Origin of the sequence: Thalassotalea sp. PP2-459, assembly GCF_001913705.1 — a bacterium.
Lineage (GTDB): Bacteria > Pseudomonadota > Gammaproteobacteria > Enterobacterales > Alteromonadaceae > Thalassotalea_C > Thalassotalea_C hakodatensis.
Genome location: NZ_MKQD01000041.1, coordinates 1 through 24,099 on the forward strand (window position 1 = coordinate 1; position 24,099 = coordinate 24,099).

The following is a 24,099-nucleotide window of genomic DNA, read 5'->3' on the forward strand; positions in this document are numbered from 1 at the left end:
CTTTCGTCGTCCTGACTCGCTCTAATAAGTATTTCCTATACAGAACCTTCTTGGCTTGTCCCCGAGAAGTGGATGCGCATTTTAGGGATTTTTACCGCGCCGTCAACAACTATTTTCAATTTATTAGTAAAAGTCGTTTGATCGCTGAAATATCATACAAATTATACAATAAACGAACGAGCATCTGCGATTTTAGTGATGCTACAGGCTGTTTCAAGCTGTCTATCATTATATTGACTCGCAACCAGTATTCGATTAACAACACCTGCGGATTCTGCTGCTTGCATATCAGAAACTTTATCACCAATAAACACACTTTTGTTTAAATCAACATGATGAATTTTTGCCGCTTGAAGTATCATACCTGGTTCAGGTTTACGACATTGACAGTCTTTAAGATATTCACCTTTACCTTTCGTAGGGTGGTGAGGACAATACATTACATCTGTAATTCGACATTCACGCTGTTCAAATTGGTCTTTCATCCACTGTGTTAGCGTAAGAAAGTCAGCTTCAGTGTACTTCCCTCTCGCTATTCCTGATTGGTTCGTTATTACAATTAGCAAGTAACCCAACTTAGATGCATGCTGACAAAGCTCGAAGATCCCTTCTGTAAACTCAAAGTCTTGTTGTTGATAGACATAACCATGATCTACATTAATAATGCCATCACGATCTAAAAATAATGCTTTATTCATAACTTATTTAGATAACTCTATTATTTACAAGCTTAGATGAAAAAAGCGAGTAAGACTCGCTTTTTCCTAATTCATACTATTTAGTATAACTATCGATTACATCGATAAGCCACCATCTATTTCAACCACTCTGCCAGTAAAGAATTCATTTTCAAAGATATACTTCACCGTATGGGCAATTTCATCTGCTTCACCAAGGCGGCCAACAGGTTTCATTTTCTCTAAACGTTCACGCATTTCAGGTTTCATCGCATCTGTCATCGCAGTGCGTATAACACCTGGCGCGATTGCACCAACACGAATATCATGACGACCAAGTTCTCTCGCCCAACACACTGTCATGGCGACAACGCCTGCTTTTGATGCAGCATAGTTGGTTTGACCCATATTGCCATTACGCGCGATAGAAGACATATTAATAATAACACCTTTACGCTTATTCTTGATCATATGAGCTGCGGCTTCTCTACCACATAAAAATACCCCCGTTAAATTAACATCAATAACAGATTGAAACTGTTCAAGTGACATTTTTTTAACTATTTCACCATCTTTTGCTTTTAGTAGCATACCGTCTCGTAATATACCAGCGTTGTTAATCAATCCATCAAAACCATTAAAGTCATCATTTATTTGGTTAAATGTTTGCTCAACTTCTGTTTCATTGGTCACGTTCGCTAAATAATATTTAGCCGTAGAACCCTCGGACTCAATTAAGCTTACTGTTTCTTTTAATAAATCTTCATTCAAATCGATTAATGCTAACTTTGCACCACTTGACGCTAAATTTATCGCCATTGCGCGGCCTAGTCCTTGTCCGCCACCAGTAATAGCAATGACTTTGTCTTGTATGTTCATAAATTCCTCTAATTATCTAATGATGCGTCTATTTCTACAATAGTTCTGGCTGTTACAGAGCCTTCTATGTAGGCATTAAATGCTGACTCTATGTTCTTGAATAAAATGGTTTTAGGGGCAATAAGTGATAATTGCGTCGGCTTAAGATCGGTTGCTATCCGTTGCCATGCTTTATCACGTACAGATAATGGCATTTCAACAGAGTTTATCCCTAACAAACTAACTCCTCGTAAAATAAATGGCATGACTGTGGTGTCTAACTTAAAGCCTGCGGCTAAACCAATAGAAGCAATATTCCCCCATGGCACAACGGTTTTAGTTAACCATGCTAATATTTCATCACCAAGGTTGTCTACCGCACCACCCCAAATAGCTTTTTCTAATGGTCGTTTACCCATATCAAGCTCTCGACGGTCAACAATTTCACTTGCCCCCAATTGGGTTAAATAGTCGTGTTGATCTGGTTTACCGGTTAATGCAGCAACCCGATAGCCTATATTAGATAACATATTGATCGCGAAACTACCGACACCACCCGTAGCACCAGTGACTAAAATTGTTCCTCGTTCTGGAATTTGCCCGTTGTCTTCCATACGTTGTACGGCAATAGCAGCAGTATAACCAGCCGTTCCTAAAGCCATAGCATCTTTTAATGTTAACCCTGTAGGTAATGCAACAACAGCATCAGCTTTAACTCGTGCATATTCGGTATATCCGCCATCATAAAGTTCAGAAAGCTGTGCGCCACACACTAACACTTTATCACCTACTGAAAATCGCTGATCAGAAGAGGTAACGACTACACCTGATAGATCAATCCCCCCCACTAAAGGATAAGTACGTAATATTTGGCCTTTACCCGTTGCGGCAAGAGCGTCTTTGTAGTTAATATCAGAATAGGCGACTTTAATAACAACTTCACCTTCAGTTAACTGTGCTAAAGATATCTGCTCGAAACCACTACGAATTGATTTATCTTCGTTTCGGTGAATGCGAAATGCGGTAAATTTTTCAGGTATATTCATTGTAACGTAATGCCTTATTTATAAAAGTAGTTAAAGAACATACCCAAGTGTTTGAGCATGCACTAGGCGACTTTAGTATTAATCATACCAATCAGCATGGAATTAAAGTCGCCAAACAACTTACATATTTCGACGGTATTGACCACCAACATCAAACAATGCATTAACAATTTGTCCCAGCGAGCACACTTTACAAGCACTCATCATATGTTCAAATAGGTTTTCATGTTTAATGGCAGCGGCTTGAAGAACCGATAAGTCTTTATTTGCTTTATCTGCATGTGCTACATGCAAATTTGCTAACATATCAATTTGATAGTGCTTTTCTTCCTCAGTAGCACGAATAACTTCTGCAGGAATGACTGTTGGCGAACCTTTAGAACTTAAGAAGGTATTTACGCCAATGATTGGGTATTCACCCGTATGTTTAAGGTTTTCATAATACAAGCTTTCTTCTTGAATTTTACTGCGTTGGTACATCGTTTCCATCGCCCCTAATACACCACCACGCTCTGTAATACGATCAAATTCAGTTAACACCGCTTCTTCGACGAGTTCAGTTAACTCTTCGATAATAAATGAGCCTTGGATAGGGTTTTCATTTTTCGCTAGCCCTAACTCTCGGTTAATAATTAATTGAATTGCCATGGCGCGACGAACGCTATCCTCCGTTGGTGTTGTGATTGCTTCATCATACGCGTTGGTATGTAACGAGTTACAGTTATCATATATTGCATATAACGCCTGCAATGTGGTGCGAATATCGTTAAAATCAATTTCTTGCGCATGTAACGAGCGACCAGAGGTTTGAATGTGATACTTCAACATTTGTGCACGAGCATTTGCGTTATACTTCATTTTCATGGCTTTTGACCATATTCTACGAGCTACGCGACCAATTACAGCATATTCAGGGTCAATACCATTTGAAAAGAAAAATGACAGGTTTGGTCCAAATTCATTGATGTCCATCCCTCTACTTAAGTAATATTCTACAAACGTAAAACCATTCGCTAAGGTTAATGCTAACTGCGTGATTGGGTTAGCACCTGCTTCTGCAATATGATATCCAGAGATAGAAACTGAATAAAAGTTACGAACACCTTTATCAATAAAATACTCTTGCACATCCCCCATTAGACGCAATGCAAATTCGGTAGAGAAAATACAAGTATTTTGCGCTTGATCTTCTTTTAATATATCGGCTTGCACTGTACCGCGAACTTGCGTCAATGTTTTCGCTTTTATTTCGCTGTAAACATCGGCTGGTAAAACTTGATCACCAGTTACCCCCAATAGCATTAGCCCTAAACCGTCATTTCCTTCTGGTAACGCTCCTTGATAGCTTGGCTTTTCACCTTCTTTACCTTTATAAATCGCCTTAATCTTTGCTTCAACTTCTTTTTCCAGTTGATGCTCTTTGATATAAAGTTCACATTGCTGGTCAATGGCAGCATTTAAAAAGAAACCTAAGAGGATTGGTGCAGGACCATTAATAGTCATCGATACAGATGTAGCAGGATCTGCTAAGTTAAAACCTGAATAAAGTTTCTTTGCGTCATCTAAACAACATATTGAGACCCCTGCATTACCAATTTTTCCGTAAATATCAGGTCGAATATCAGGGTCATTACCATAAAGCGTTACTGAGTCAAATGCTGTTGACAATCGTTTTGCTGGCATGCCTTTAGATACATAATGAAAACGACGATTAGTTCTTTCTGGACCACCTTCACCGGCAAACATACGCGTAGGGTCTTCACCTTCACGTTTAAAAGGAAATAAACCAGCAGTATAAGGAAACTCACCAGGAACGTTCTCTTGCAAGCTCCATCTAAGAATATCCCCCCAGCCCTGATACTTAGGTAAACACACTTTTGGAATATCCAACTGAGATAATGATTTAGAGTGGGTTTCTATCGACAGTTCTTTATTTCGAACTTGGAATTTAAAAAGTGGTGCTTTGTATTTTTCAACTTTTTCATGCCACTGTTCTATTATCAATTTATTTTTTGGGTCGAGCTCTAACGCGACGGTATCAAAAAGTGTTTGAAGATTTTCAGCGAGTGCCTTGCCAGTTTCTTCATTGCTTTCATTGGCCGCATTCATGGCTTGTTGAATACCATAAAGCTTTTGTGCAACGGTTGCTTGAGCTTCTACCCATTCATCATAACCGCGGTTATTATCTGCAATTTCAGATAAATAACGTGTACGTTTGCCTGGAATAACACTTGCTTTTTCCGCTTGAGTTCCTTCAAGCGCTAGCACGTCAGCTTTTAATGCATCTGATTTTTGCGCCAATTCACTGATCACTTTATTATAAAGCTCTGTCATACCGCGATCATTAAATTGAGAAGCAATCGTGCCAAAAACAGGTACTTCGTCATCACCTGCTTCAAACATGCCACGATTACGTTTGTATTGCTTTTTAACATCACGTAATGCATCTTGCGCACCGCGTTTATCGAATTTATTTACCGCTATGATGTCGGCAAAGTCGAGCATATCTATCTTTTCTAATTGTGTAGCAGCACCATATTCTGGCGTCATTACATAGAGTGATACATCTGAATGTTCTTCAATTTCAGTATCTGATTGGCCAATACCTGAGGTTTCAAGAATAATTAAATCAAAATCAGCTGCTTTTAAAATATCTAACGTATCATTAACATAAACAGATAAGGCTAAATTTGATTGGCGAGTTGCAAGAGAGCGCATATACACACGGTCATTGTTTACTGCATTCATACGAATTCTATCGCCAAGCAGTGCACCACCTGTTTTTCGTTTAGAGGGATCAACCGAAACGATAGCAATTTTATTGTCTTGGGTTGCTAACAAAAACCGCCTGATTAACTCATCCACTAAAGAAGATTTACCCGCGCCACCTGTACCTGTAATACCAAGAACGGGTGTTTTACTCACTGATGCAATTTTTTTAATTTTATCTAATGCTGTTTTATTTTCTTCTGGGGCATTTTCTGTTGCGGAGATTAAGCGTGCAATAGCTTGTTTATCGTTTTTCTTTAGATTGGCTACATCATCTTTTTTAACATTGACGCCTGTTTTAAAGTCGCAACGCATGATCATATCATCAATCATGCCTTGTAAACCAAGCTCTCTACCGTCATCAGGAGCATAAATACGTGTAATACCGTATTCGTGTAGCATCTTAATTTCTTCAGGTAATATTACACCACCACCACCACCAACAATGCGAATGTGCTCACAGCCACGTTCTTTTAACAAGTCATACATATATTTAAAGTATTCGTTGTGCCCACCTTGATAAGAGGTCATGGCGATTGCATTTGCATCTTCTTGAATAGCCGTATTCACAACTTCTTCTACACTACGGTCATGACCAAGGTGAATGACCTCTACACCACTCGCCTGCAAAATTCTGCGCATTATATTGATCGCGGCATCGTGACCATCAAATAAAGAAGCTGCTGTTACAACGCGTACTTTATTTTTTAATTGATATCTTTCTGTCGTCATATTGGGTCTCTTTAGTTAAGCAATGTTACTTACTATTTTTTGCAACATCTAACTACAGGCGTTGAACTACAACTATTGATCACATTTGCTAATTTCGCTAATCGTCAACGCGATCTTAATGAAAAGTAATAATTTTTTTGTGCCTGCTTGTTATTACAGTTTCTATCTTGAAACCATTAAATCACATATAAAGTAAGGACAACATTGATATTATTGTTTCAATGATGGACTATATTGTTATTATTGACATGGTTTCTAAAACAATGAATACCGTATATACAACACGCTCATTCGCCGATATTCGCTTAATCATTCCTAAGTTCTTGTTAGAAAAGTTAAAAGTGCACCCTTTAACGGCAGGGCTTTACCCTACTGCCCTCGGCAAATACTCACAACAATATTTCACCACCATTGAACAAGCTCGTGCAGACCAGCACCAACTTATTTATTGCCAATATGGTGAAGGTATTTTGAGTTACAAACATAAAAAACGCACGGTAAAGCGTGGCGATCTTGTATTGATATCACCTAACCAACCTTTTCAATACCAACGAAAAAGTGGTAGTAAAAATGCCGTTTATTGGATTCATTTTACAGGAAAATTAGCTGATGATTTCGCAGAACGTTTATTAATGAAAATGGAAGATGGTTTAGGTTTTGTTAATGTACAAGAAAATATCTATAAAGATTACGATAACCTGATTGCCTTAGGTAGCAGAGGCTATACAGCAACCAACGTTATCCATGCCGTTCATGTACTACAACAAACGTTAAGCTTTTTAGCGCTGCAATTGAGAATAGAGTCGTTTAATAAAGGTTCTAGCTTTAGTATTGACGCTATAGACGACTTAATGAGAGACAACCTGAGTCAAGAGCTGAATTTAGATACCCTCGCCCACTATAGCCAACTATCAAAATTCCATTTTGCTAAAAAGTTTAAAGAACTCACAGATACATCACCTATACAGTACTTTATCAATATGAAGATGCAACAAGCCTGTTTTCAACTAGATAATACGACAGAAACCATCAAGCAGATTGGCGAATCATTAGGATATGGTGATCCCTATTATTTTTCACGGTTATTTAAAAAAGTTGTTGGAATGTCACCAAAACGATATAGAGGAAATTAGAAAGCATTAATAACGAATAAAATAGATAACGATATTGCATTCACGAACATATGCGGAATTAGTGCCGCTGAGAAACCTTTAATACTCGAGTATTTATACCAAACGATATAACTATGGCTGAAGATATAAAAATTCCAAAAGGTGCCAAAGACTTTCATCGGTGAAATTAATCCATGTAAAAAAGCCCAAGTCAATGATGAAACCAAACAAATTTGCCAATTACACAATGAGGTTTTAAGAAGACTTTTCAAAAAGACAATTAACAAAAATGTTTCAACAATTGGCGCAAAAACAACAGTACCAAATATGTCAAATATGGACATCTTAGGTTTAGAAAAAGCAACTAAAAGTTCGATTTGTAATAAAGTTGCACTGTGGAACACAATTGACACTATTAACAAAGAACCAAAAAATGCAGACAAGCTAGCTATACAAACCGAGATTGCGAAAGAATTATTTCGATTGGGTAAAATAAAGGTCTTCATAAATAAAATATGAAAGGAAGAGTCACCTCTACCTTAACAATTATTAACCGTGAAAGCCCCCCGTGTATCTACTGGGAGACAGTGGACGTCCGCTCGCCAAGGCTATTTTAAGTCCTTCCCAAGCTAATTGGAAAGCAGCCAAGGAATTATCCACCGTTTACACTTTTTATCTCATTTATATTCAAATCTCGCATTGTATTATCTCCATATAGTTGCCCTTCATTGGGCATGCGATTCGTTGTTTCTTATACTGAATCAACAGTTTATTTACTCACTAAAATTAACTTATATGTTGTTAATAAAAGTCAGTCTCTCTTTATCTATAATGAAGTAACATAAGCATCACTTTATTAGAAAATCCCTTGAGTCTAAGCTAAATAATTCATTACACATCCATCTATATTCCAGCAATATGGTTTGAGAAATCGTGATTAAAAATCTATAAGTGCTGATCATTTCAATCTTATATTCCCAATAGGCCGACAGAATTAATGTAGCAGCGAATTACATCCTTTTATAGCCAAGCGCAATTTCATTTGAAGATAAAACTAGTAAGTAACATTAGTATTGTCAAATTTTAACTTTAAAATTAAATAATAGTTCACCCATACAATATTATATCAATATGAAGATGCAACAAGCCTGTTTTCAACTAGGTAATACGACAGAAACCATCATGCAGATTGGCGAATTATTAGGATATGGTGATCCCTATTATTTTTCACGGTTATTTAAAAAAGTTGTTGGAATGTCACCAAAACGATATAGAGGAAATTAGGGTTTATATTATAAAAAAAACCGTAAATACCGAGGTATTTACGGTGGCATATATTAGGGAAAGTCTAATTTGCCTACGTGTGAACTGTGTCACTTTTTCTCATTTTTATTCTTTTTAATAGTTTCATTAATCATATGAAGTAACCCCAAGTTAGCTGGCACGTCTTGCGATAGTTCCCAAATCATAACGCCAGCTCCTAACTGCAAAGCTAATTCAGTTTTTGCTTTGATGGTTTGGTAGCCATTAAAGGTAATGTAATCGCAATCAGCACAATTGTTACCAATTAGATCGCCCTTGCTTTTTTCAGGCCCAAACTCACCAAAAATATCATCGAATGTATAGTTTTTCTTATATTTTCCAAAGCCATAACCATAAAAAGGTAGGCCTAATATTAATTGCTTTTTACTGAGTCCTTTATTTCGCCATAGTGCTAAGTCAGCTTCCGCTTTCGCTAATGTAGAATGCTCAACACCTACACTTCCCCACGTTGGACCTACAGCGTCATATGACATGACAGAAACGAAATCAAAAAGAGGTAAAGTAGATTCTGGTAACATTCCACCAATGTAAGAACCCGTCGCCGCGGTAAGTAACTTGTCATGTGCCATCAAGCTTTGTTTTAATGACTTAATGAAAGGTAAAAAATCTCCGTTGTTATCAATGTCAGTTAACATTTTACTTTCAATATCGATATCCAAACCATCGAATCCTAGTTCATGCACAAAGGCCAACACGTTCTTTATCGTTTTGTCGCGATTTTCTGATAATAAGAGTGTGCGCCAATCCCCGGCACAAGATGGATAAGCTGCTCCGCCAATAGATACAAGAACTTTGACATTTGAACGATGAGCTTTCTCAAGCAAATGCTCAATTTCGCTTACCCTTAAAGGAAAACCATGTTGTCCAGTCATACAGCTCGGTTGATTATTTTCGATGAACTCCCCTTGTTTATTTGGGTGTAAAAAAGCTAACGTTAAATGCGTAACCTTTGATAAATCTATCCGTTCAAGTTGATTCTCTATACCATGGTAACTCGGTATATAGCCTATTATCATTGGTGTTGCATGCGCGCTAAAAGGCAACGCTAGCATTACCCCAACCACAACAAAGATGTTTTTTAGAAATTTATACATAATTCAATAAACCTTGTTTACCTCATCAGTTATTCTGATGCAATTTAAAGCAAAATAAGCGGCTTGAATCCCATCAAGTCACCATAAAGCTCTTTTTAAGATGAAAATTAATTTAAGCTTGCCATTTTCTCAGATGGAAATATGCCATCGACAGCCAATAAAATAGCGTTACCCGAGAAAGTTGTTAAATTCTTGTAACTCATTTATTCGCCCGGCAATGCTGATGAATAAAATCACTGTGCAATGGCATTGTGCTCACCGTATCTTTAATCAATTGCGCATTTTTCATGAGCATATTGGCGAGTTTTTGAGGATCAAATCCATCGATCAAGGGGTAATATTTATTAGGACGAATATGCATGCCTTCTAGAACGGCGCACCAACTATTTTTAGTGAAAAAATCCCCATAAACACTTTTAAGTTCACCACGCTTTTTAAAAATAGATAAGGTCTCATTAAGGCTTTCAGGAATTGGCATTTGCTGACACATCTGCCAAAAGTCAGTATCAGCACGCTGGGCAGTTGCATAATGCAGAATAATAAAGTCTCGTATTTCTAAATAATCTAGATCCATTTTTTGATTAAACATTTGCTCGTTTTGCTCATCAAAGTCAGTATCTGGAAAATGCTGAGAAAAATTAACGAGTGTTTTATATACTAAATGAATCGCTGTTGACTCTAGTGGCTCTAAGAAGCCTCCTGCTAATCCTAATGCAAGACAGTTTTTATGCCATACTTTTTCTCTTTTACCTGTGGTAAATGGAATAACGTTAGGCTCAGTCAGTATTTTACCTTGCACATTGTTGGTCAATGTTTTTATTGCTTGTTCATCAGTGCAATATTTGCTTGAAAAGACATAACCATTACCCGTTCGATGTTGTAGCGGAATAGTCCATGACCAACCAGCAGCTTGTGCTTTAGCAATGGTATAAGGTACAGGAGGCTGGTCAGTTTGTGTTTGGATAGTTACAGCACGATCACAAGGTAAGTATTTTGACCATTCTTCAACAGGAATACCTAACGCCTTTTCTATAAGCAGTGCTTTAAACCCAGTACAATCAATAAAAAAGTCACTGGTGATTTGTTTTTTACAATCAGTATGCAGTTGATCAATAAAGCCTTGTTCGTTTAGCACCACATCGCTAACAGTCGCTTCTATTCTCTCTACACCTCGTTGCAGACAAAGTTCTCTTAAAAAACGAGTTACTTGTGATGCGTCTAGGTGTAAAGCTGACGAACTGTTAGCTATCACCCAATCTTTCGTCTGTTTAGGCTTCAGGACGAAACGGTTATGCTTTGCCATTTCTGCATTAACGGAATAGTCCATTAAGGAAGCTTTATTCCCTTCTGATAAGGACTTAAGCCAAACCTGATAAAAATCAAAACCATTTAAAGACCTTCCTATATGGCCAAATGGATGAAAATAATGCTCATTTACCGCGTACCAGTCATCAAAACGAATACCTAATTTGAAGGTCGCAGAGGTTGCTTTGATAAATTCTTTCAGATCTATTTGACTAGCATTTAAAAAGTCAATGATAGAAGGAACGGTAGATTCACCAACACCGATAGTTGAAATATCGGGTGATTCCACTACAGTGGTCTTAATTTGACACCCTTTAAGTAGGTTAGATAGTAGCGATGCAGCCATCCAGCCTGCCGTGCCACCACCCACAATACAAATTGAATTAATACCTTTTTGCATGCTAATACCGCGTTATTTCGTTATGGAGATGTTAATATTTAATACTAATTGACATAAGGATGCTACTCAGTAGGTACTGAGTAGCATCCTATTATCAAATCACTTATCGTTAAAAGCTCCCTCTAAGCGTTAACGCATAACGACGGTCTGTGGTAAAAGTAAAGGCATTAGTTAAGGTACCTTCCTGATTTTGTTGATACTTAGTGTTGGTATCTTCGCCAAGTACATTACTCACTTCAAAGCCTACTTTAAAGTTGTCAGTAAGGTTGTAGTGAATGCTGAAATCCATGAGGCCTTGAGCTTCTGAATACACAGGTACAAATTCAGTTGACTCACGTAGTGCCAATAAATATTCCGAACGCCATGTGTAAGCTAAGCGTGCTGAGATACCTTCATATTCATACATACCAACAATATTTACATTTTGATCAGAGTAACCTACCAATGGCAAATCGCTGAACTGTCGGAAAGAATTACGTCCGTCAGGTGCTTCTAGCGAGCCATTCGAGAAACGTGATTGTAACGATGGGTTTTGATTTGGATCTTCAAGTCCATCTTGGTCGATAAAGGTATAATTCAACTGTAAGCCTAAACCTTTCCATGCACCGGGAAGCATATCGTAGAACTGGGTATATGAAACTTCATAACCTTGAATCGTTCCAGAGCCTTCATTACTTGGGCCATAAGCTGATACGGTATAGTCTTGACCATTCGCTTCAACCGTTGATGCGAAGGATTTATTTCGAATAATACCGTCTAGCTTTTTATGAAATAAACCAAACGTTAACGAACCTGTTTCTGAAAAGTACCATTCAGCTGTTAAATCCAAATTCACCGATTCTTCAGGATCTAAATACGGGTTACGTGCATTAGCGGTAATTTCAATGTTTTTGTAGTCAACAACAGGGTTTGTCTCTTCATTTTCTTCTAGATTAGGATCTTGAAGCACGCTTTCAGCATTTAAACTGACAAACATTTTGTTCACTGAATCTGTTAAACTCGGGAAGTAAATCCCTTTTGACGCACCAAATCGCACAACCACATCATCGCCAATACCAAAGTTTAGGTTTAAACTTGGCAGCACTGTTGAGTAGTTATGTTCTACCGTTGAGAAAAATGCTTCACCGGTAGATAAACTGACAAGCTCAGGGTAAAGATCTTCCCACACTTGACGTCGAGCAGTCCCTTCTTGGCTGACAGATGCAGGTGCAGGTAGTGTAACGGCACCTGTCGATTCAAGATCATAATCAACTGAACGTAAGCCAACATTACCGGTCAAATAAATATCATTCGATAAATCAACTTCGAAATCTGCACGTAAGTAAAACTCTGTACGTTGTGTGTTAGTTTCACTGATATGGCGCGCAGCAAAAGGTCCATCTACCCTGCCGGTCATATCTTCGTACGGAATCGCACAATCTCCGCTTTGATCCCACGCATTATCGAGTGAGAAATACGTACCGCAACCATCACGTAATGTTTGATCAAAATTTTCGGTAAGATCCATCCTTGGGAATAAATAGCTAGTGAATGGGCCTTGTACGGTATGACCTCGGAAATGATCTTTAAATTCAACACGTTCAAATAGCTCAGGTGCAACTTGTGGTGAAGAAAGGTAGGCTTCGTCCGCTTCCCACCGTTTGTTCAACGGCTGCCAACCTTCGTATTCCGTATTTCGAGCAATTAAATTTTTGTCTGAGTAAAACGCGCCAGCATAAACTTTGGTAAACATGCCCTTTTCAATGACATATTCTAGATCAAGTTTAAAGGAGTCTGATTCAGCATCATTGACTTCTAGCTGTGGTAAACCTGAGTATAAGCTCAATACTGGATGGGTATATTCAAGATCGCCTTCTTCATTTGTTATAGGACCTTCAACATCTGGTGGGTTAGAGATACCACTGTTGAGAAATTCCACCGATGGCGTTTCATTACGAAGATCTAAGAAAAACGGCGCATATTGATCAGTATAAGCACCACCACGAACTGAAGCCGTTAGTTGATAATTATCAACAGTGCGTTCAGAGTCAACGTTTTGGTAATCAAAGTGAACCGTTAAGTTATCGGTCGCTTTAAACCTAACATTAATAGACGTATCTGCAATCTCGCTTTCTGTATTGTTATAACGAGAAGAAAAGTTATGGTGATATTGACCTGTTGTTAAATCACCAACACCTGATGTTACATAACCATTTTCATCAACCGTTAATGGATAACGATTGCTTCCTGCACCCCACTGGATACCGTCTGGCACAGCTGATACGAAGCCACGTTCACCATTAAAGATCACATATTCGCGCCAATCTAACGATGCTTTCGAGTAAATATGCTCTACCGTCACTAACGTTCTTTCATCTGGGCTTTCCCACTGCACTGATGCGGTTAAACCGGTGCGTTTACGCTCATTTTCTGCCGTTGTGATCGTCAACGCTGCTGGCGTATAATAAGTAACACCATCTGGTTGACCCTCTACTGGGCCGCCTTCATATGGAGGAACATAATTTGCCTCATCTTCTTCGGTATAAAGACTTGACGGTTCACAAGTTCCGTCCCAAGACTGCACAGAAAGCGAACAAGGACCGTCCCAATAGCCAGCTACTATACCTGGTCCCCTCAACTCGCCCCAGTTTTCATAATGAAATGGAACAGGGCCTCGACTATGATAATTACCTAAACCAAAACCATCACCTTTAGTTTTAAATTCAGATCTAGAACCCGCAACTAAAATGCCCCATTTACCTGAATTTGTTTCCCAGCTATCAGAAAGTAACATATTAAATGAAGGTGTTGCCTCTTCACGATAATCGCCATAATTTGCTTTAGCGCCAAAAGCAAACACACGCTCATCAGAGTCAAACGGTTTACGCGTAATAAGGTTAACGGTACCTGCAATACCGCCTGAAATTAGATCAGCGGTTTGGTTTTTAACAACTTCTACAGCTCCTAGCAATTCCGCCGGAAAGTCTTCATAACTTAACCCACCGTTTGGATTTGCACTAAACGCGCCTCGGCCATTAATTTCACTACGTACGCGATCTAAACCACGAACTAACACGCCTGTTCCTTCATCCGCAAAGTGCTTAGGATCATCTGAAGCAGCAAACCGTTCAATAGTAACGCCCGGAACGCGTTGTAAAGCTTCAGTTACTGATTTATCTGGCAATGCACCAATATCTGTCGCGGTAATAACATCCTTAACCGTATCAGCCATACGTTTAAGGTCTTGAGCTGAAGCAATACTTTTTCGTATTCCCAATACCTCAATAACTTCAACATTTTCATCTTCAGCTTTTTTGCTGTCTGTTTCTTCTTGATAAGCGATGGCAGAATGCGAGTAAGCTAACGCACTACAAACGGCTATCGATAATAAGTTTTTATTGAATTTTTTAGTCATGTTCCACTCTCATTTGCTTATAGTTTTTTTAATGGGCGCTTTGGTGTTATTAACATACTCGTGCTCGTTACAATACTTGCTTAGTTTTTCTGCATATTATTAACAACATTTGACAGCGCTGTCACCCTGATTTTGACTATATCAAGCACAATGACACAAGGATATATCAACAAACGGATCATATCATGAAATGTAACAAAACAAAAAACAAATGATTGTTTTATAAGGTTTTTTTGTTCATTTCCATTGCTTTGACATTCATGAAATGTACTAGGATTCAATAAAAATAATGGTAACAGGAGAGGTAAAATTGAATATAAGTATTATGAAAACCACTGAGGAAAATGCTCTTTAAGCATCGGAACATAGGTTCTGCTTACTGGTATTTTTACTGAACCAATTTCAAGTTCAAACTTCAATTTAGCTACTGTATTTATTCTATCCACTTTTTTGGGATTCACTAAATATGAGCGATGCACTTGCACTAAGGCGACATCATCAAAATACTGCTTGATTGAGCGTAATCGCATGGAGATATAACGGGGTTCTTTAAGTGATTGAATGTAAATTCCCGTATAACCTGATTCAGCCTTAAGATACTTTATTCTATCTTTATAGCGTGTTAACTCATAAAGTTCTGCTAATATAGAAGGCTCTTTTAATAACGATTGAATCGCCTTTTGCACCATTAATGTTTGGTACACTAACACTTGTATTAATTGTTGTTCAGCTTCGCTCAATTTTTCCTGCGTAATAACTTCTACAGTAACGTCATCTGAATTAACCAATATTTCGTGCCGAGAGGTTAAAGACTCTTTGCCAAGTTTACTGACAACTTGTTCGTGGTGAAAAACGCGTACTTTCGCTTCTTGTTGTAATATGTCAATAAAGTACTGACACGCTTGTTCTAAACCTTTATAAATATCTTTACTCGGAGCTGCCGACATATTAAAGGAGGTTATCGCCGCAAATAACGTTGAATATTCCTCGATATGCGTTGAACTTGCATGAGGTATCACATCATGACTAGCTGATTCGTCTTCAATATTATCAGCGACTAAATTATCGGTTGATAAGGGCGAAAGGTGTTGATCAAATGTAAAGGCTAAAGAGCCAATATGCTGTTCATCATTCACGATAACATCATTATTAATAAGCACAGATAACAAGCCTTTTTCCCTATCCAAACGCATTGAGAAATCTAATAATTTAGCTTGATGAAATAACGTATTTAACCTTGTATGATTAATTTGATTGTTATCAGTGTTTACGAGTAATGTAATATTTAGCTGTATAGTTTGCTCAAGCGCAATAATATCTAGTGTTATGTTTTCGTTTGTGCTTTTCTGTAATATCACATAATCACATAAGTAATAAAGAAATTGCTGAAACCTGTCTGGATTCACAAGCAGTCTGGCTTTTATCTGTTTATTCCATGTTAATCGCCTATTACTTTCGACTTCTAACAAAATATCAACATTTTGAATGACTTGTTGAAGGCTAACAATTTCTTTAAATGATTGATTAACTGAAAAATTTAGTTTGGTTTCCGAAATAATAGAAGAAATAGGTAGTAATACTTCTGAAGATAATTTAGCAAGGGACTCAACCTGTTCAGTAGATAATAGTGCTTTTTCTTGTGCGCTTTTAGCGACTGTAACAACATTAAGTAAAGGCCATTCAATACTCTGCATCCAATACTGCAACCTATTAAACTGTTGTTTTTCATGAAATAATTCATTATTTTTTTTATTTTGCCAATAAACGAACATAACTAAGCCAATAAGAATAACAGCTAGCATTTGAAACAACACGATCAATGCATTACGATTTTCATGCCAAAACTGAATCAACTGATAATATCGACTTTTCAAAAAGTGGAACTGATCAAAAACATTAAATAATGCGGCATCGCCATGATGTAACTGGATAATTGCCACACCGGCCAGGTGGTTTTCTTTTACGTAGTCAGCTTTAGCCGCTATAGCTTTAGCGCCTTCATAGGTTATAAAATGTCCGCCATATTTATTAGGGTTATACACATAGTCTGTTTTGCCCACATCATCCCAATAATGTCGGTATTCGCCAGTAGCTAAGAAATACGTTAAATTCTTTTGATTGTATATCCCTGTAGCACCACTGCTTTTACTGTCCCAACTTCCCCAACTTAATGTTTGATGCGGTTGTTTAAAGCCATTATTTTTTGCTGGAACCCCTTCCCAACCAACAGCAAAAGAGGCAATTGAAATGACGATTTTTTCTTGTTTGACACCATACCCCACCATAGTACTTACAACAGAATCTACAGAGCGTTCACCTTGTGCAGCATAAAGTGCTGATTGCGGCTCAGCTAATTCCCCTATATCGCCTGGTAACCGTGTAACGTCAACTACAATAACATCAGCACTATTACTGAGTAAGCTTGCATCCCATGCATTTTCTAATGAGTAAGGTGCTAATACCGCTTGTAACCAACAATCTATGCTCATCTGTTCACACTGACGTTTAATTTCAGCGAGTAATAAATTTAAATGTTTACCATCTTCTTTACGGTAACTAGTAATTTCTGTGCTAGAAGCGCGATATATCGGAAACTGCCAGTCAATTTCAATTCCATCAAATTGATATTTCTGCATAAACTGTATCGCACTTTTTGCTAGCTTAGCTCTTCCATTTGGCGAAGCAGCTATTGAAGAAAAGTGCTCAGATCGCCCCCAACCACCAATGCTTATTATTGCTTTTAATTCAGGTTGACGTTTTTTTACCTTTGTTAATTGCCCAAAGCTACCGAGAAATCGATCGTTTCTATCAGCCCCTGGGTAAAGAAACTCAATATCAGCATACGAATCGCCAAGAATAACCTCACCATCTTTGGTTAAGTCGGCACTTTTATAGACAAAGTGTGTCATTAAATGTGTAGGTAGATCTCGAATATGAATGTTTGGGCTATAGACTGACCACTGTGAATAGTAGCCCATAATAACAGGTGGTTTATTCTGTTCAGCATGGTTTATCGCTGACACATTGGCAGTATATAATAGAAATATTGAAAAAATAGACGAACAGAACAAGCGCAATGATTGTTTGTGAAAAAGAAAAGAGTCTTTAAAAGTTATTAACATTTATCTGAAATTGATGCATTTCAAAAGCATATATTATTTTAATTGTTCGTGTAGCATAACGAAAAACACAATTGATGTGAATAAATATTCCATATAATTGATTAATCATTTTAAATGAATGACAACCTTTGTTTTAAGGCAATCTCATTTAATACAATGGTTAATTTCTTATCTAAAATTGCTGCTAGTATAGATTTTTTTTGTTTCGCTAGTTCGATTTCTGTACCGGTCAATTGAACATAGCATTGATATTTACATTGTTCATCATGATAAGCAAAATGCACATCATCGGCTAAAACGATAAACTCATCTGCAACGGGAAATAGTTGTTTTGGAAAAAACGGCTCGCTATTAACCGAAAACTCAATGGTTAATTCCTGTTCTGGATCAGAAAACCACCCTGCGGTCATCGCAATAAAATTTAATTGCGCTTCTAATTTATTTACCACCGAGCTAATGTTAGCTAACGATTTTTTAGCTTCATCAGCAGCCTTAATCTCAATAGGTAGTGCTTCAGACATTATTGCAAGCATAGTGTTATAAAATTGACAGTTATAATAAGTACTATACGTTTATTCAAAAGCCATACCAACAAAAAAACCACTTAAAAAATTAAGTGGTTTTTAAAAGTCATTTCAATAACATCAATCAATGAATTTATAACAATTAGATCATTTCTAACGCAATTGCCGTTGCTTCACCGCCACCAATACACAATGAAGCCACGCCTTTTGATAAACCTTTATTTTTTAACGCATGAATTAACGTTACCATGATACGCGCACCACTTGCCCCTAAAGGATGACCAAGCGCACATGCCCCACCATTAACGTTAACCTTTTCAACATCAAGAGATAAAGACTTAATCGCTAACATAGTTACCATGGCAAACGCTTCATTGATTTCCCAAAGTTCTACCTCATCAGTAGTCCAATTTGCTTTATCTAATACTTTTTTCATTGCCCCTACAGGCGCAACGGTAAATTCAGCAGGCTTTTGTGCATGCGTTGCATGAGCAACGATTTTACATAAAGGTGCTAAACCGCGTTTTTCAGCTTCTGATTGCTTCATCATCACCAAGGCTGCAGCACCATCAGATATTGAACTAGAGTTAGCCGCTGTAATGGTACCGTCTTTTTTGAACGCTGGGCGTAATGAAGGAATTTTGTCCGGACGAGCATTCCCCGGCTGTTCATCAGTATCAAAAATAATCTCGCCTTTACGTGATTTAATGGATACAGAAGCTATCTCTTGGTTAAAAGCACCACTGTCAATTGCTGCATTTGCTCGAGATAATGAGCGAATGGCATAGTTATCCATTTCTTCGCGGGTAAAGCTTGCTTCATCAGCAGTTTCTTGAGCAAAACACCCCATTGAAATACCATCATAAGCATTTTCAAGGCCATCAATCATCATGTGATCAAGCAATTGTCCGCTACCCATTTTAATCCCGGAACGGCCAGAAGCTAGTAGATGAGGAGCATTGGTCATACTCTCCATACCACCAGCAACAGCAACATCGATAGAACCAGCAAATAATGCATCATGTGCTTGCATAGCCGCCTTCATACCTGAACCACATACTTTATTAATAGTGGTACAAACGGTTGAAAGATCTAAGTCAGCTTCAAGTGCAGCTTGGCGTGCTGGTGCTTGTTTTAAACCAGCGGGTAATACACAGCCCATAACGACTTCATCAATTTGGTCAGCACTTAAGCCTGATTCAGCAACAGCGGCTTTAATTGCCGTTGCACCAAGGTTTGGTGCAGTTACCGCTGACAATCCACCTAGGAAGCCTCCCATAGGGGTTCGCTTAGCAGCAACAATAACCACAGGATCTTGCGTAGACATATTATTCTCCAAAAATTAAAACAGTGTCATTTGACTTGTTAAACAGACTAACTCAAATTTACGTTTACGCCAACGTTAACTTAAGCTTTCAAAAGCAGAAAAGTACCACACAGTGTATTAGAAAATTTCCACTATGCGTATCACACTATAGTCACATATGAGGAGAATAAGGTAGCCAAACCAAAAAGGAAGTTTACGTAAACGTAAAGTTCATGCTATGTTATCGACACTATTATTCATAATGGGTGCGAAATGAGCAAGAAAAATAATGCAACCTACTCTATTGGCGAGTTAGCCAAAGAGTTTGATGTGACTACACGAAGTATACGTTTTTACGAAGATCAAGGGTTAATTCACCCGACACGTAAAGGTCAAACAAGAATTTATAACCAAAGAGACAAAGTTCGTCTAAAGTTAATTTTACGCGGTAAACGTCTAGGTTTCTCATTAGCTGAAACAGGAAGATTGTTTGAGCTTTATGATGCCGATAGATCAAGTGCAACACAATTAACAACCATAATGAAGTTAATTGCCCAAAAGAAATCTGATTTGACGCAGCAATTAGAAGACATTCAAGCGGTATTAGTTGAGCTTGATGGTTTAGAAGAAAACTGTAAAGACGCGTTGCATAACATAAATAATAAATAATAAATAATAAACGCAATATAACGCACCCATTGCTAGACAAATATTACAATTAAGGAAACAACATGATTTCGACATTTTCATCACTTAATTTCAATCTTGGCGAAACCGTTGAGATGATCCGTAGCCAAGTAAACGCATTCGCCCGCGATGAGATTGCCCCACGCGCTGCTCAAATTGATATAGACAACGAATTTCCTGCTGATTTGTGGCGTAAATTTGGTGATATGGGTTTATTAGGTATGACTGTTGAGGAACAGTATGGAGGTTCTGAATTAGGCTATTTAGAGCATGTTGTTGCCATGCAAGAGATATCTCGCGCTTCCGCTTCAGTAGGACTGAGCTATGGTGCTATGTCAAATTTATGCTTAAACCAGTTACGAAAAAATGGTAGTCACGAACAAAAATTAAAATATTTACCTAAATTATGTACTGGTGAACATATCGGCGCACTCGCTATGTCTGAACCCAATGCAGGTTCTGATGTAGTCAGCATGAAACTTCGTGCTGAAAAGCAAGGAGATAAATACATTTTGAATGGTAATAAAATGTGGATCACTAATGGCCCAGATGCCCATGTGTTTATTATCTATGCCAAAACAGATGTATCTGCAGGTTCAAAGGGGATTACTGCGTTTATTGTAGAACGAGATTTCCCGGGGTTTAGTCGCCATCAAAAGCTCGATAAATTGGGTATGCGCGGCTCTAACACGTGTGAACTTGTGTTTGAAAATTGCGAAGTACCCGCTGAAAACATTCTTGGTGAAGAAGGCAAAGGTGTTCGTGTATTAATGTCAGGTTTAGACTATGAGCGCCTAGTATTATCAGGTGGTCCTTTAGGCATTATGGATGCTTGTATGGATCTCGTTGTTCCTTACGTACATGACCGAAAACAGTTTGGTCAATCTATTGGTGAATTTCAGTTAGTCCAAGGAAAAGTCGCCGACATGTACACACAAATGAACGCTGCTAAGTCGTACGTTTATATGGTAGCGCAAGCCTGTGACCGCGGTGAAACCACACGAAAAGACGCCGCAGCAGTCATTTTATATTCTGCAGAGTTGGCAACAAAAATGGCGTTAGATGCTATACAGTTACTTGGCGGAAATGGCTACATAAATGAATTTCCTGCCGGACGATTATTACGTGATGCAAAACTCTACGAAATTGGCGCTGGTACTTCAGAAATTCGCCGAATGTTAATTGGTCGCGAGCTTTTTAACGAGAGTAAGTAACCCTAAACGCAAGGCTGATAAAACCATAAGTCTTGCGTTGTTCACGCTAAATTTTAGTTGTTAATACAAATATTAAGGTAGCAACGTGGCTAAGATCATTTCAAAAATTAATTCAAGAAGCCCTGAATTCATCGAAAATGCACAACATATGCAGCTTCAAGTTGACGACTTAAAGCAAAAACTCAATCAAATAAAACATGGTGGTGGTGAACGCAGTCGTGATCGACATCTATCTAGGGGAAAGTTATTACCTAGAGATAGAGTTAATGAATTACTTGACCCAGGTGCTCCATTTCTTGAGCTATCACAATTAGCAGCTTATGAAGTCTATGATGATGATGTACCGGCCGCTGGAATTATTACCGGTATTGGCAGAGTGGGTGGTCAAGAGTGTGTCATTGTAGCTAATGACGCAACGGTGAAAGGTGGTACCTACTACCCACTAACCGTTAAAAAGCATTTAAGAGCACAAACCATCGCACAAGAAAACAATCTACCTTGTATCTACTTAGTTGATTCAGGTGGCGCCAACCTTCCTAATCAAGATGATGTATTTCCCGATAGAGAACATTTTGGTCGTATCTTTTTTAATCAAGCGACGATGTCTGCGAAAGCCATTCCTCAAATTGCCGTAGTTATGGGGTCATGTACTGCCGGTGGTGCTTATGTGCCAGCAATGGCAGATGAATCTATTATTGTAAAAGAACAAGGCACTATTTTTCTCGCTGGCCCTCCTCTAGTAAAAGCCGCTACAGGCGAAGTGGTTTCGGCAGAAGACTTAGGTGGCGCAGACGTACATTGTCGAACCTCAGGTGTCGCTGATCATTATGCACAAAATGATAATCACGCCCTCGAGTTGGCCCGAACTGCCGTTACAAACCTGAACCGTGTTAAGCCTGTTCAAATGGACATCAAGCCGGTAGTTGAGCCAGAGTACCCTGTAGAAGATATTTACGGGATCATCCCAAAAGATACTAAACAGCCCTTTGATATTAGAGAAATTATTGCCCGAATTGTCGACGGCAGCGAGTTTGACGAATTTAAAGCATTATATGGCACAACATTGGTGTGTGGTTTTGCACGCATTTTTGGTTACCCTGTTGGTATTATCGCTAATAACGGTATTCTTTTTGGAGAGTCTGCACAAAAAGGCGCTCATTTTATTGAGTTATGCGCGCAGCGTAAAATTCCATTGGTCTTTTTACAAAATATCACTGGTTTTATGGTGGGCCAACAATACGAGTCCGGCGGAATAGCTAAACATGGTGCAAAAATGGTGACTGCCGTAGCCACGGCACAAGTGCCTAAATTTACCGTCTTAATCGGTGGCAGTTTCGGTGCAGGTAACTATGGTATGTGTGGTCGCGCTTATGACCCACGCTTTCTCTTTATGTGGCCAAATGCACGAATTTCAGTGATGGGTGGCGAACAAGCTGCCGGAGTACTCGCACAAGTAAAACGTGATCAGAAAGAAAAACGCGGTGAAACTTGGTCAACAGAAGCAGAACAATCCTTCAAGCAACCTATTATTGATACGTATGAACATCAAGGGCATCCCTACTATGCATCAGCCCGCCTTTGGGACGATGGTGTTATTGACCCCGCGGACACCCGACAAGTATTAGGTTTAGCTATTTCCGCTTCATTAAATAAAGCCATTGAAGAGACCAAGTTTGGTATCTTCCGTATGTAGGAGGCAACATGAATACACCTGAAAACTCTGTACTTTTTGATGTTGATCGTTATGGTGTTGCAACAGTAACACTCAACACTCCAGACAAGCATAACGCGTTTGATGACACTATCATTGATATATTAAAACGCTTATTCATTGATATTGCTAAACGCAGCGATATTCGCATTATGATTCTGGCCGCAAACGGTAAAAGCTTTTCAGCGGGTGCTGATTTAGCTTGGATGAAGCGAATGGCCAATTATAGTTTTGAAGAAAACCTAAACGATGCCAACAATCTTGCACAAATGCTACACGCATTAAACTTCATGCCACAAACAACCATTGCAAAAGTGCAAGGTGCGGCATTTGGCGGCGCTGTTGGCTTAGCTAGCTGTTGCGATATTGTCATTGCCAGTGACCGAGCTAGCTTTTGTCTAAGCGAAGTAAAACTAGGTCTAATTCCAGCTACCATCAGCCCTTACGTTGTCGCTGCCATTGGTCAAAAAGCAGCTAGGCGATATTTTCAAACCGCAGAAAGGTTTTTTGCTGAAAAAGCAAATCAACTAGGGTTAGTTGATGAAGTCGTCGATCTTGAAGCGCTCGATAACACTGTAAATGATATGGTTTCAACACTTTTAGCGAATGGCCCAGAAGCGATTCAACAAGCAAAACAACTCGCCTTAGATGTCGCTTTTCAAGACATTGACAATAAATTATTAGGTATTACCAGTGAGCGTATCGCCGCTATTCGTGTTTCAGATCAGGGTCAAGAAGGGTTAAATGCTTTTTTTGAAAAGCGTCAGCCACAATGGCAAAAAGTAGATAAGAATGAAGGACAATAACATGCAACATGCTTCAACA

At 38.5% G+C, this 24,099-nt stretch carries 18 protein-coding genes; 7 read left to right on the forward strand and 11 right to left on the reverse strand.

The annotated features are described in order from the left end of the window. Positions 1-161: 161 nt before the first annotated feature. From gmhB to BI291_RS09575, 4 genes are all read right to left on the reverse strand, one after another. Complete coding sequence (gene gmhB, locus BI291_RS09560; protein ID WP_074498536.1) at positions 162-698, reverse strand: D-glycero-beta-D-manno-heptose 1,7-bisphosphate 7-phosphatase; 537 nt, start codon at positions 696-698, stop codon at positions 162-164. 96 nt (positions 699-794) lie between these two features. After that, positions 795-1,556: an SDR family oxidoreductase gene (locus BI291_RS09565; RefSeq protein ID WP_074498537.1), complete on the reverse strand. Its 762-nt coding sequence runs from the start codon at positions 1,554-1,556 to the stop codon at positions 795-797. 8 nt (positions 1,557-1,564) lie between these two features. Next, positions 1,565-2,581 carry an oxidoreductase gene (locus BI291_RS09570; protein ID WP_074498538.1) on the reverse strand — a complete coding sequence of 339 codons (1,017 nt, stop codon included), beginning with the start codon at positions 2,579-2,581 and terminating at the stop codon, positions 1,565-1,567. Between the two features lie 120 nt (positions 2,582-2,701). Next, on the reverse strand, positions 2,702-6,082 hold the full coding sequence (locus BI291_RS09575; protein WP_074498539.1) for a methylmalonyl-CoA mutase family protein: 3,381 nt from the start codon (positions 6,080-6,082) through the stop codon (positions 2,702-2,704). A 263-nt stretch (positions 6,083-6,345) separates the two neighbouring features. On the opposite strand from BI291_RS09575, the gene BI291_RS09580 reads away from it, so the two are divergent. Continuing rightward, a complete protein-coding gene (locus BI291_RS09580; protein WP_074498557.1) occupies positions 6,346-7,215 on the forward strand; it encodes an AraC family transcriptional regulator in 870 nt (289 codons plus the stop codon). Here BI291_RS09580 and BI291_RS18735 read toward each other — a convergent pair. Further along, a complete protein-coding gene (locus tag BI291_RS18735; protein ID WP_368482964.1) occupies positions 7,212-7,475 on the reverse strand; it encodes a hypothetical protein in 264 nt (87 codons plus the stop codon). The two genes, BI291_RS09580 and BI291_RS18735, sit on opposite strands and share 4 nt — an antisense overlap. Between BI291_RS18735 and BI291_RS09585 the strand changes: the two genes are divergently transcribed. Together BI291_RS09585 and BI291_RS18740 are read left to right on the forward strand one after the other, a co-directional pair. Next, positions 7,357-7,713, forward strand: coding sequence for a hypothetical protein (locus tag BI291_RS09585; protein WP_074498540.1), 357 nt, complete (start codon positions 7,357-7,359; stop codon positions 7,711-7,713). The genes BI291_RS18735 and BI291_RS09585 overlap by 119 nt on opposite strands. A gap of 594 nt (positions 7,714-8,307) precedes the next feature. Further along, positions 8,308-8,478, forward strand: coding sequence for a helix-turn-helix domain-containing protein (locus BI291_RS18740; RefSeq protein WP_368482965.1), 171 nt, complete (start codon positions 8,308-8,310; stop codon positions 8,476-8,478). A gap of 89 nt (positions 8,479-8,567) precedes the next feature. Here the strand turns inward: BI291_RS18740 and BI291_RS09595 are convergent, their stop codons facing one another. The 6 genes from BI291_RS09595 to BI291_RS09620 form a co-directional block, all read right to left on the reverse strand. Further along, positions 8,568-9,611 (reverse strand): glycosyl hydrolase family 18 protein, encoded by a 1,044-nt coding sequence (locus tag BI291_RS09595; RefSeq protein WP_074498541.1) that lies wholly within the window; start codon positions 9,609-9,611, stop codon positions 8,568-8,570. 199 nt (positions 9,612-9,810) lie between these two features. Next, on the reverse strand, positions 9,811-11,316 hold the full coding sequence (locus BI291_RS09600) for a tryptophan halogenase family protein (RefSeq protein WP_074498542.1): 1,506 nt from the start codon (positions 11,314-11,316) through the stop codon (positions 9,811-9,813). A 109-nt stretch (positions 11,317-11,425) separates the two neighbouring features. Beyond that, positions 11,426-14,710, reverse strand: a complete 3,285-nt coding sequence (locus BI291_RS09605) for a TonB-dependent receptor (protein ID WP_074498543.1) — start codon at positions 14,708-14,710, stop codon at positions 11,426-11,428. Between the two features lie 323 nt (positions 14,711-15,033). Continuing rightward, a complete protein-coding gene (locus BI291_RS09610) occupies positions 15,034-17,733 on the reverse strand; it encodes a glycosyl hydrolase family 18 protein (protein ID WP_175573108.1) in 2,700 nt (899 codons plus the stop codon). Positions 17,734-17,942: 209 nt separating this feature from the next. Further along, the gene (locus BI291_RS09615) at positions 17,943-18,353 is read right to left on the reverse strand and encodes a hypothetical protein (RefSeq protein WP_139302595.1); all 411 of its coding nucleotides are present in this window, start codon (positions 18,351-18,353) and stop codon (positions 17,943-17,945) included. Between the two features lie 145 nt (positions 18,354-18,498). Continuing rightward, a complete protein-coding gene (locus BI291_RS09620) occupies positions 18,499-19,683 on the reverse strand; it encodes an acetyl-CoA C-acyltransferase (RefSeq protein WP_074498546.1) in 1,185 nt (394 codons plus the stop codon). Between the two features lie 252 nt (positions 19,684-19,935). Between BI291_RS09620 and BI291_RS09625 the strand changes: the two genes are divergently transcribed. The 4 genes from BI291_RS09625 to BI291_RS09640 all read left to right on the forward strand — a co-directional run bounded on the left by BI291_RS09625 (position 19,936) and on the right by BI291_RS09640 (position 24,080). Then, the gene (locus tag BI291_RS09625) at positions 19,936-20,331 is read left to right on the forward strand and encodes a MerR family DNA-binding transcriptional regulator (protein WP_074498547.1); all 396 of its coding nucleotides are present in this window, start codon (positions 19,936-19,938) and stop codon (positions 20,329-20,331) included. 62 nt (positions 20,332-20,393) lie between these two features. Next, the gene (locus BI291_RS09630) at positions 20,394-21,563 is read left to right on the forward strand and encodes an isovaleryl-CoA dehydrogenase (protein WP_074498548.1); all 1,170 of its coding nucleotides are present in this window, start codon (positions 20,394-20,396) and stop codon (positions 21,561-21,563) included. A gap of 85 nt (positions 21,564-21,648) precedes the next feature. Next, positions 21,649-23,256 carry a carboxyl transferase domain-containing protein gene (locus BI291_RS09635; RefSeq protein WP_074498549.1) on the forward strand — a complete coding sequence of 536 codons (1,608 nt, stop codon included), beginning with the start codon at positions 21,649-21,651 and terminating at the stop codon, positions 23,254-23,256. Positions 23,257-23,264: 8 nt separating this feature from the next. Further along, a complete protein-coding gene (locus BI291_RS09640; RefSeq protein WP_074498550.1) occupies positions 23,265-24,080 on the forward strand; it encodes an enoyl-CoA hydratase/isomerase family protein in 816 nt (271 codons plus the stop codon). The last annotated feature ends 19 nt before the right edge of the window (positions 24,081-24,099 follow it).

Coding starts and splice junctions, on each gene's coding strand:
- gmhB (WP_074498536.1), bottom strand. CDS start 698: ATGAATAAAGCATTATTTTTAGATCGTGATGGCATTATTAATGTAGAT.
- BI291_RS09565 (WP_074498537.1), bottom strand. CDS start 1,556: ATGAACATACAAGACAAAGTCATTGCTATTACTGGTGGCGGACAAGGA.
- BI291_RS09570 (WP_074498538.1), bottom strand. CDS start 2,581: ATGAATATACCTGAAAAATTTACCGCATTTCGCATTCACCGAAACGAA.
- BI291_RS09575 (WP_074498539.1), bottom strand. CDS start 6,082: ATGACGACAGAAAGATATCAATTAAAAAATAAAGTACGCGTTGTAACA.
- BI291_RS09580 (WP_074498557.1), top strand. CDS start 6,346: ATGAATACCGTATATACAACACGCTCATTCGCCGATATTCGCTTAATC.
- BI291_RS09595 (WP_074498541.1), bottom strand. CDS start 9,611: ATGTATAAATTTCTAAAAAACATCTTTGTTGTGGTTGGGGTAATGCTA.
- BI291_RS09600 (WP_074498542.1), bottom strand. CDS start 11,316: ATGCAAAAAGGTATTAATTCAATTTGTATTGTGGGTGGTGGCACGGCA.
- BI291_RS09605 (WP_074498543.1), bottom strand. CDS start 14,710: ATGACTAAAAAATTCAATAAAAACTTATTATCGATAGCCGTTTGTAGT.
- BI291_RS09615 (WP_139302595.1), bottom strand. CDS start 18,353: ATGTCTGAAGCACTACCTATTGAGATTAAGGCTGCTGATGAAGCTAAA.
- BI291_RS09620 (WP_074498546.1), bottom strand. CDS start 19,683: ATGTCTACGCAAGATCCTGTGGTTATTGTTGCTGCTAAGCGAACCCCT.
- BI291_RS09625 (WP_074498547.1), top strand. CDS start 19,936: ATGAGCAAGAAAAATAATGCAACCTACTCTATTGGCGAGTTAGCCAAA.
- BI291_RS09630 (WP_074498548.1), top strand. CDS start 20,394: ATGATTTCGACATTTTCATCACTTAATTTCAATCTTGGCGAAACCGTT.
- BI291_RS09640 (WP_074498550.1), top strand. CDS start 23,265: ATGAATACACCTGAAAACTCTGTACTTTTTGATGTTGATCGTTATGGT.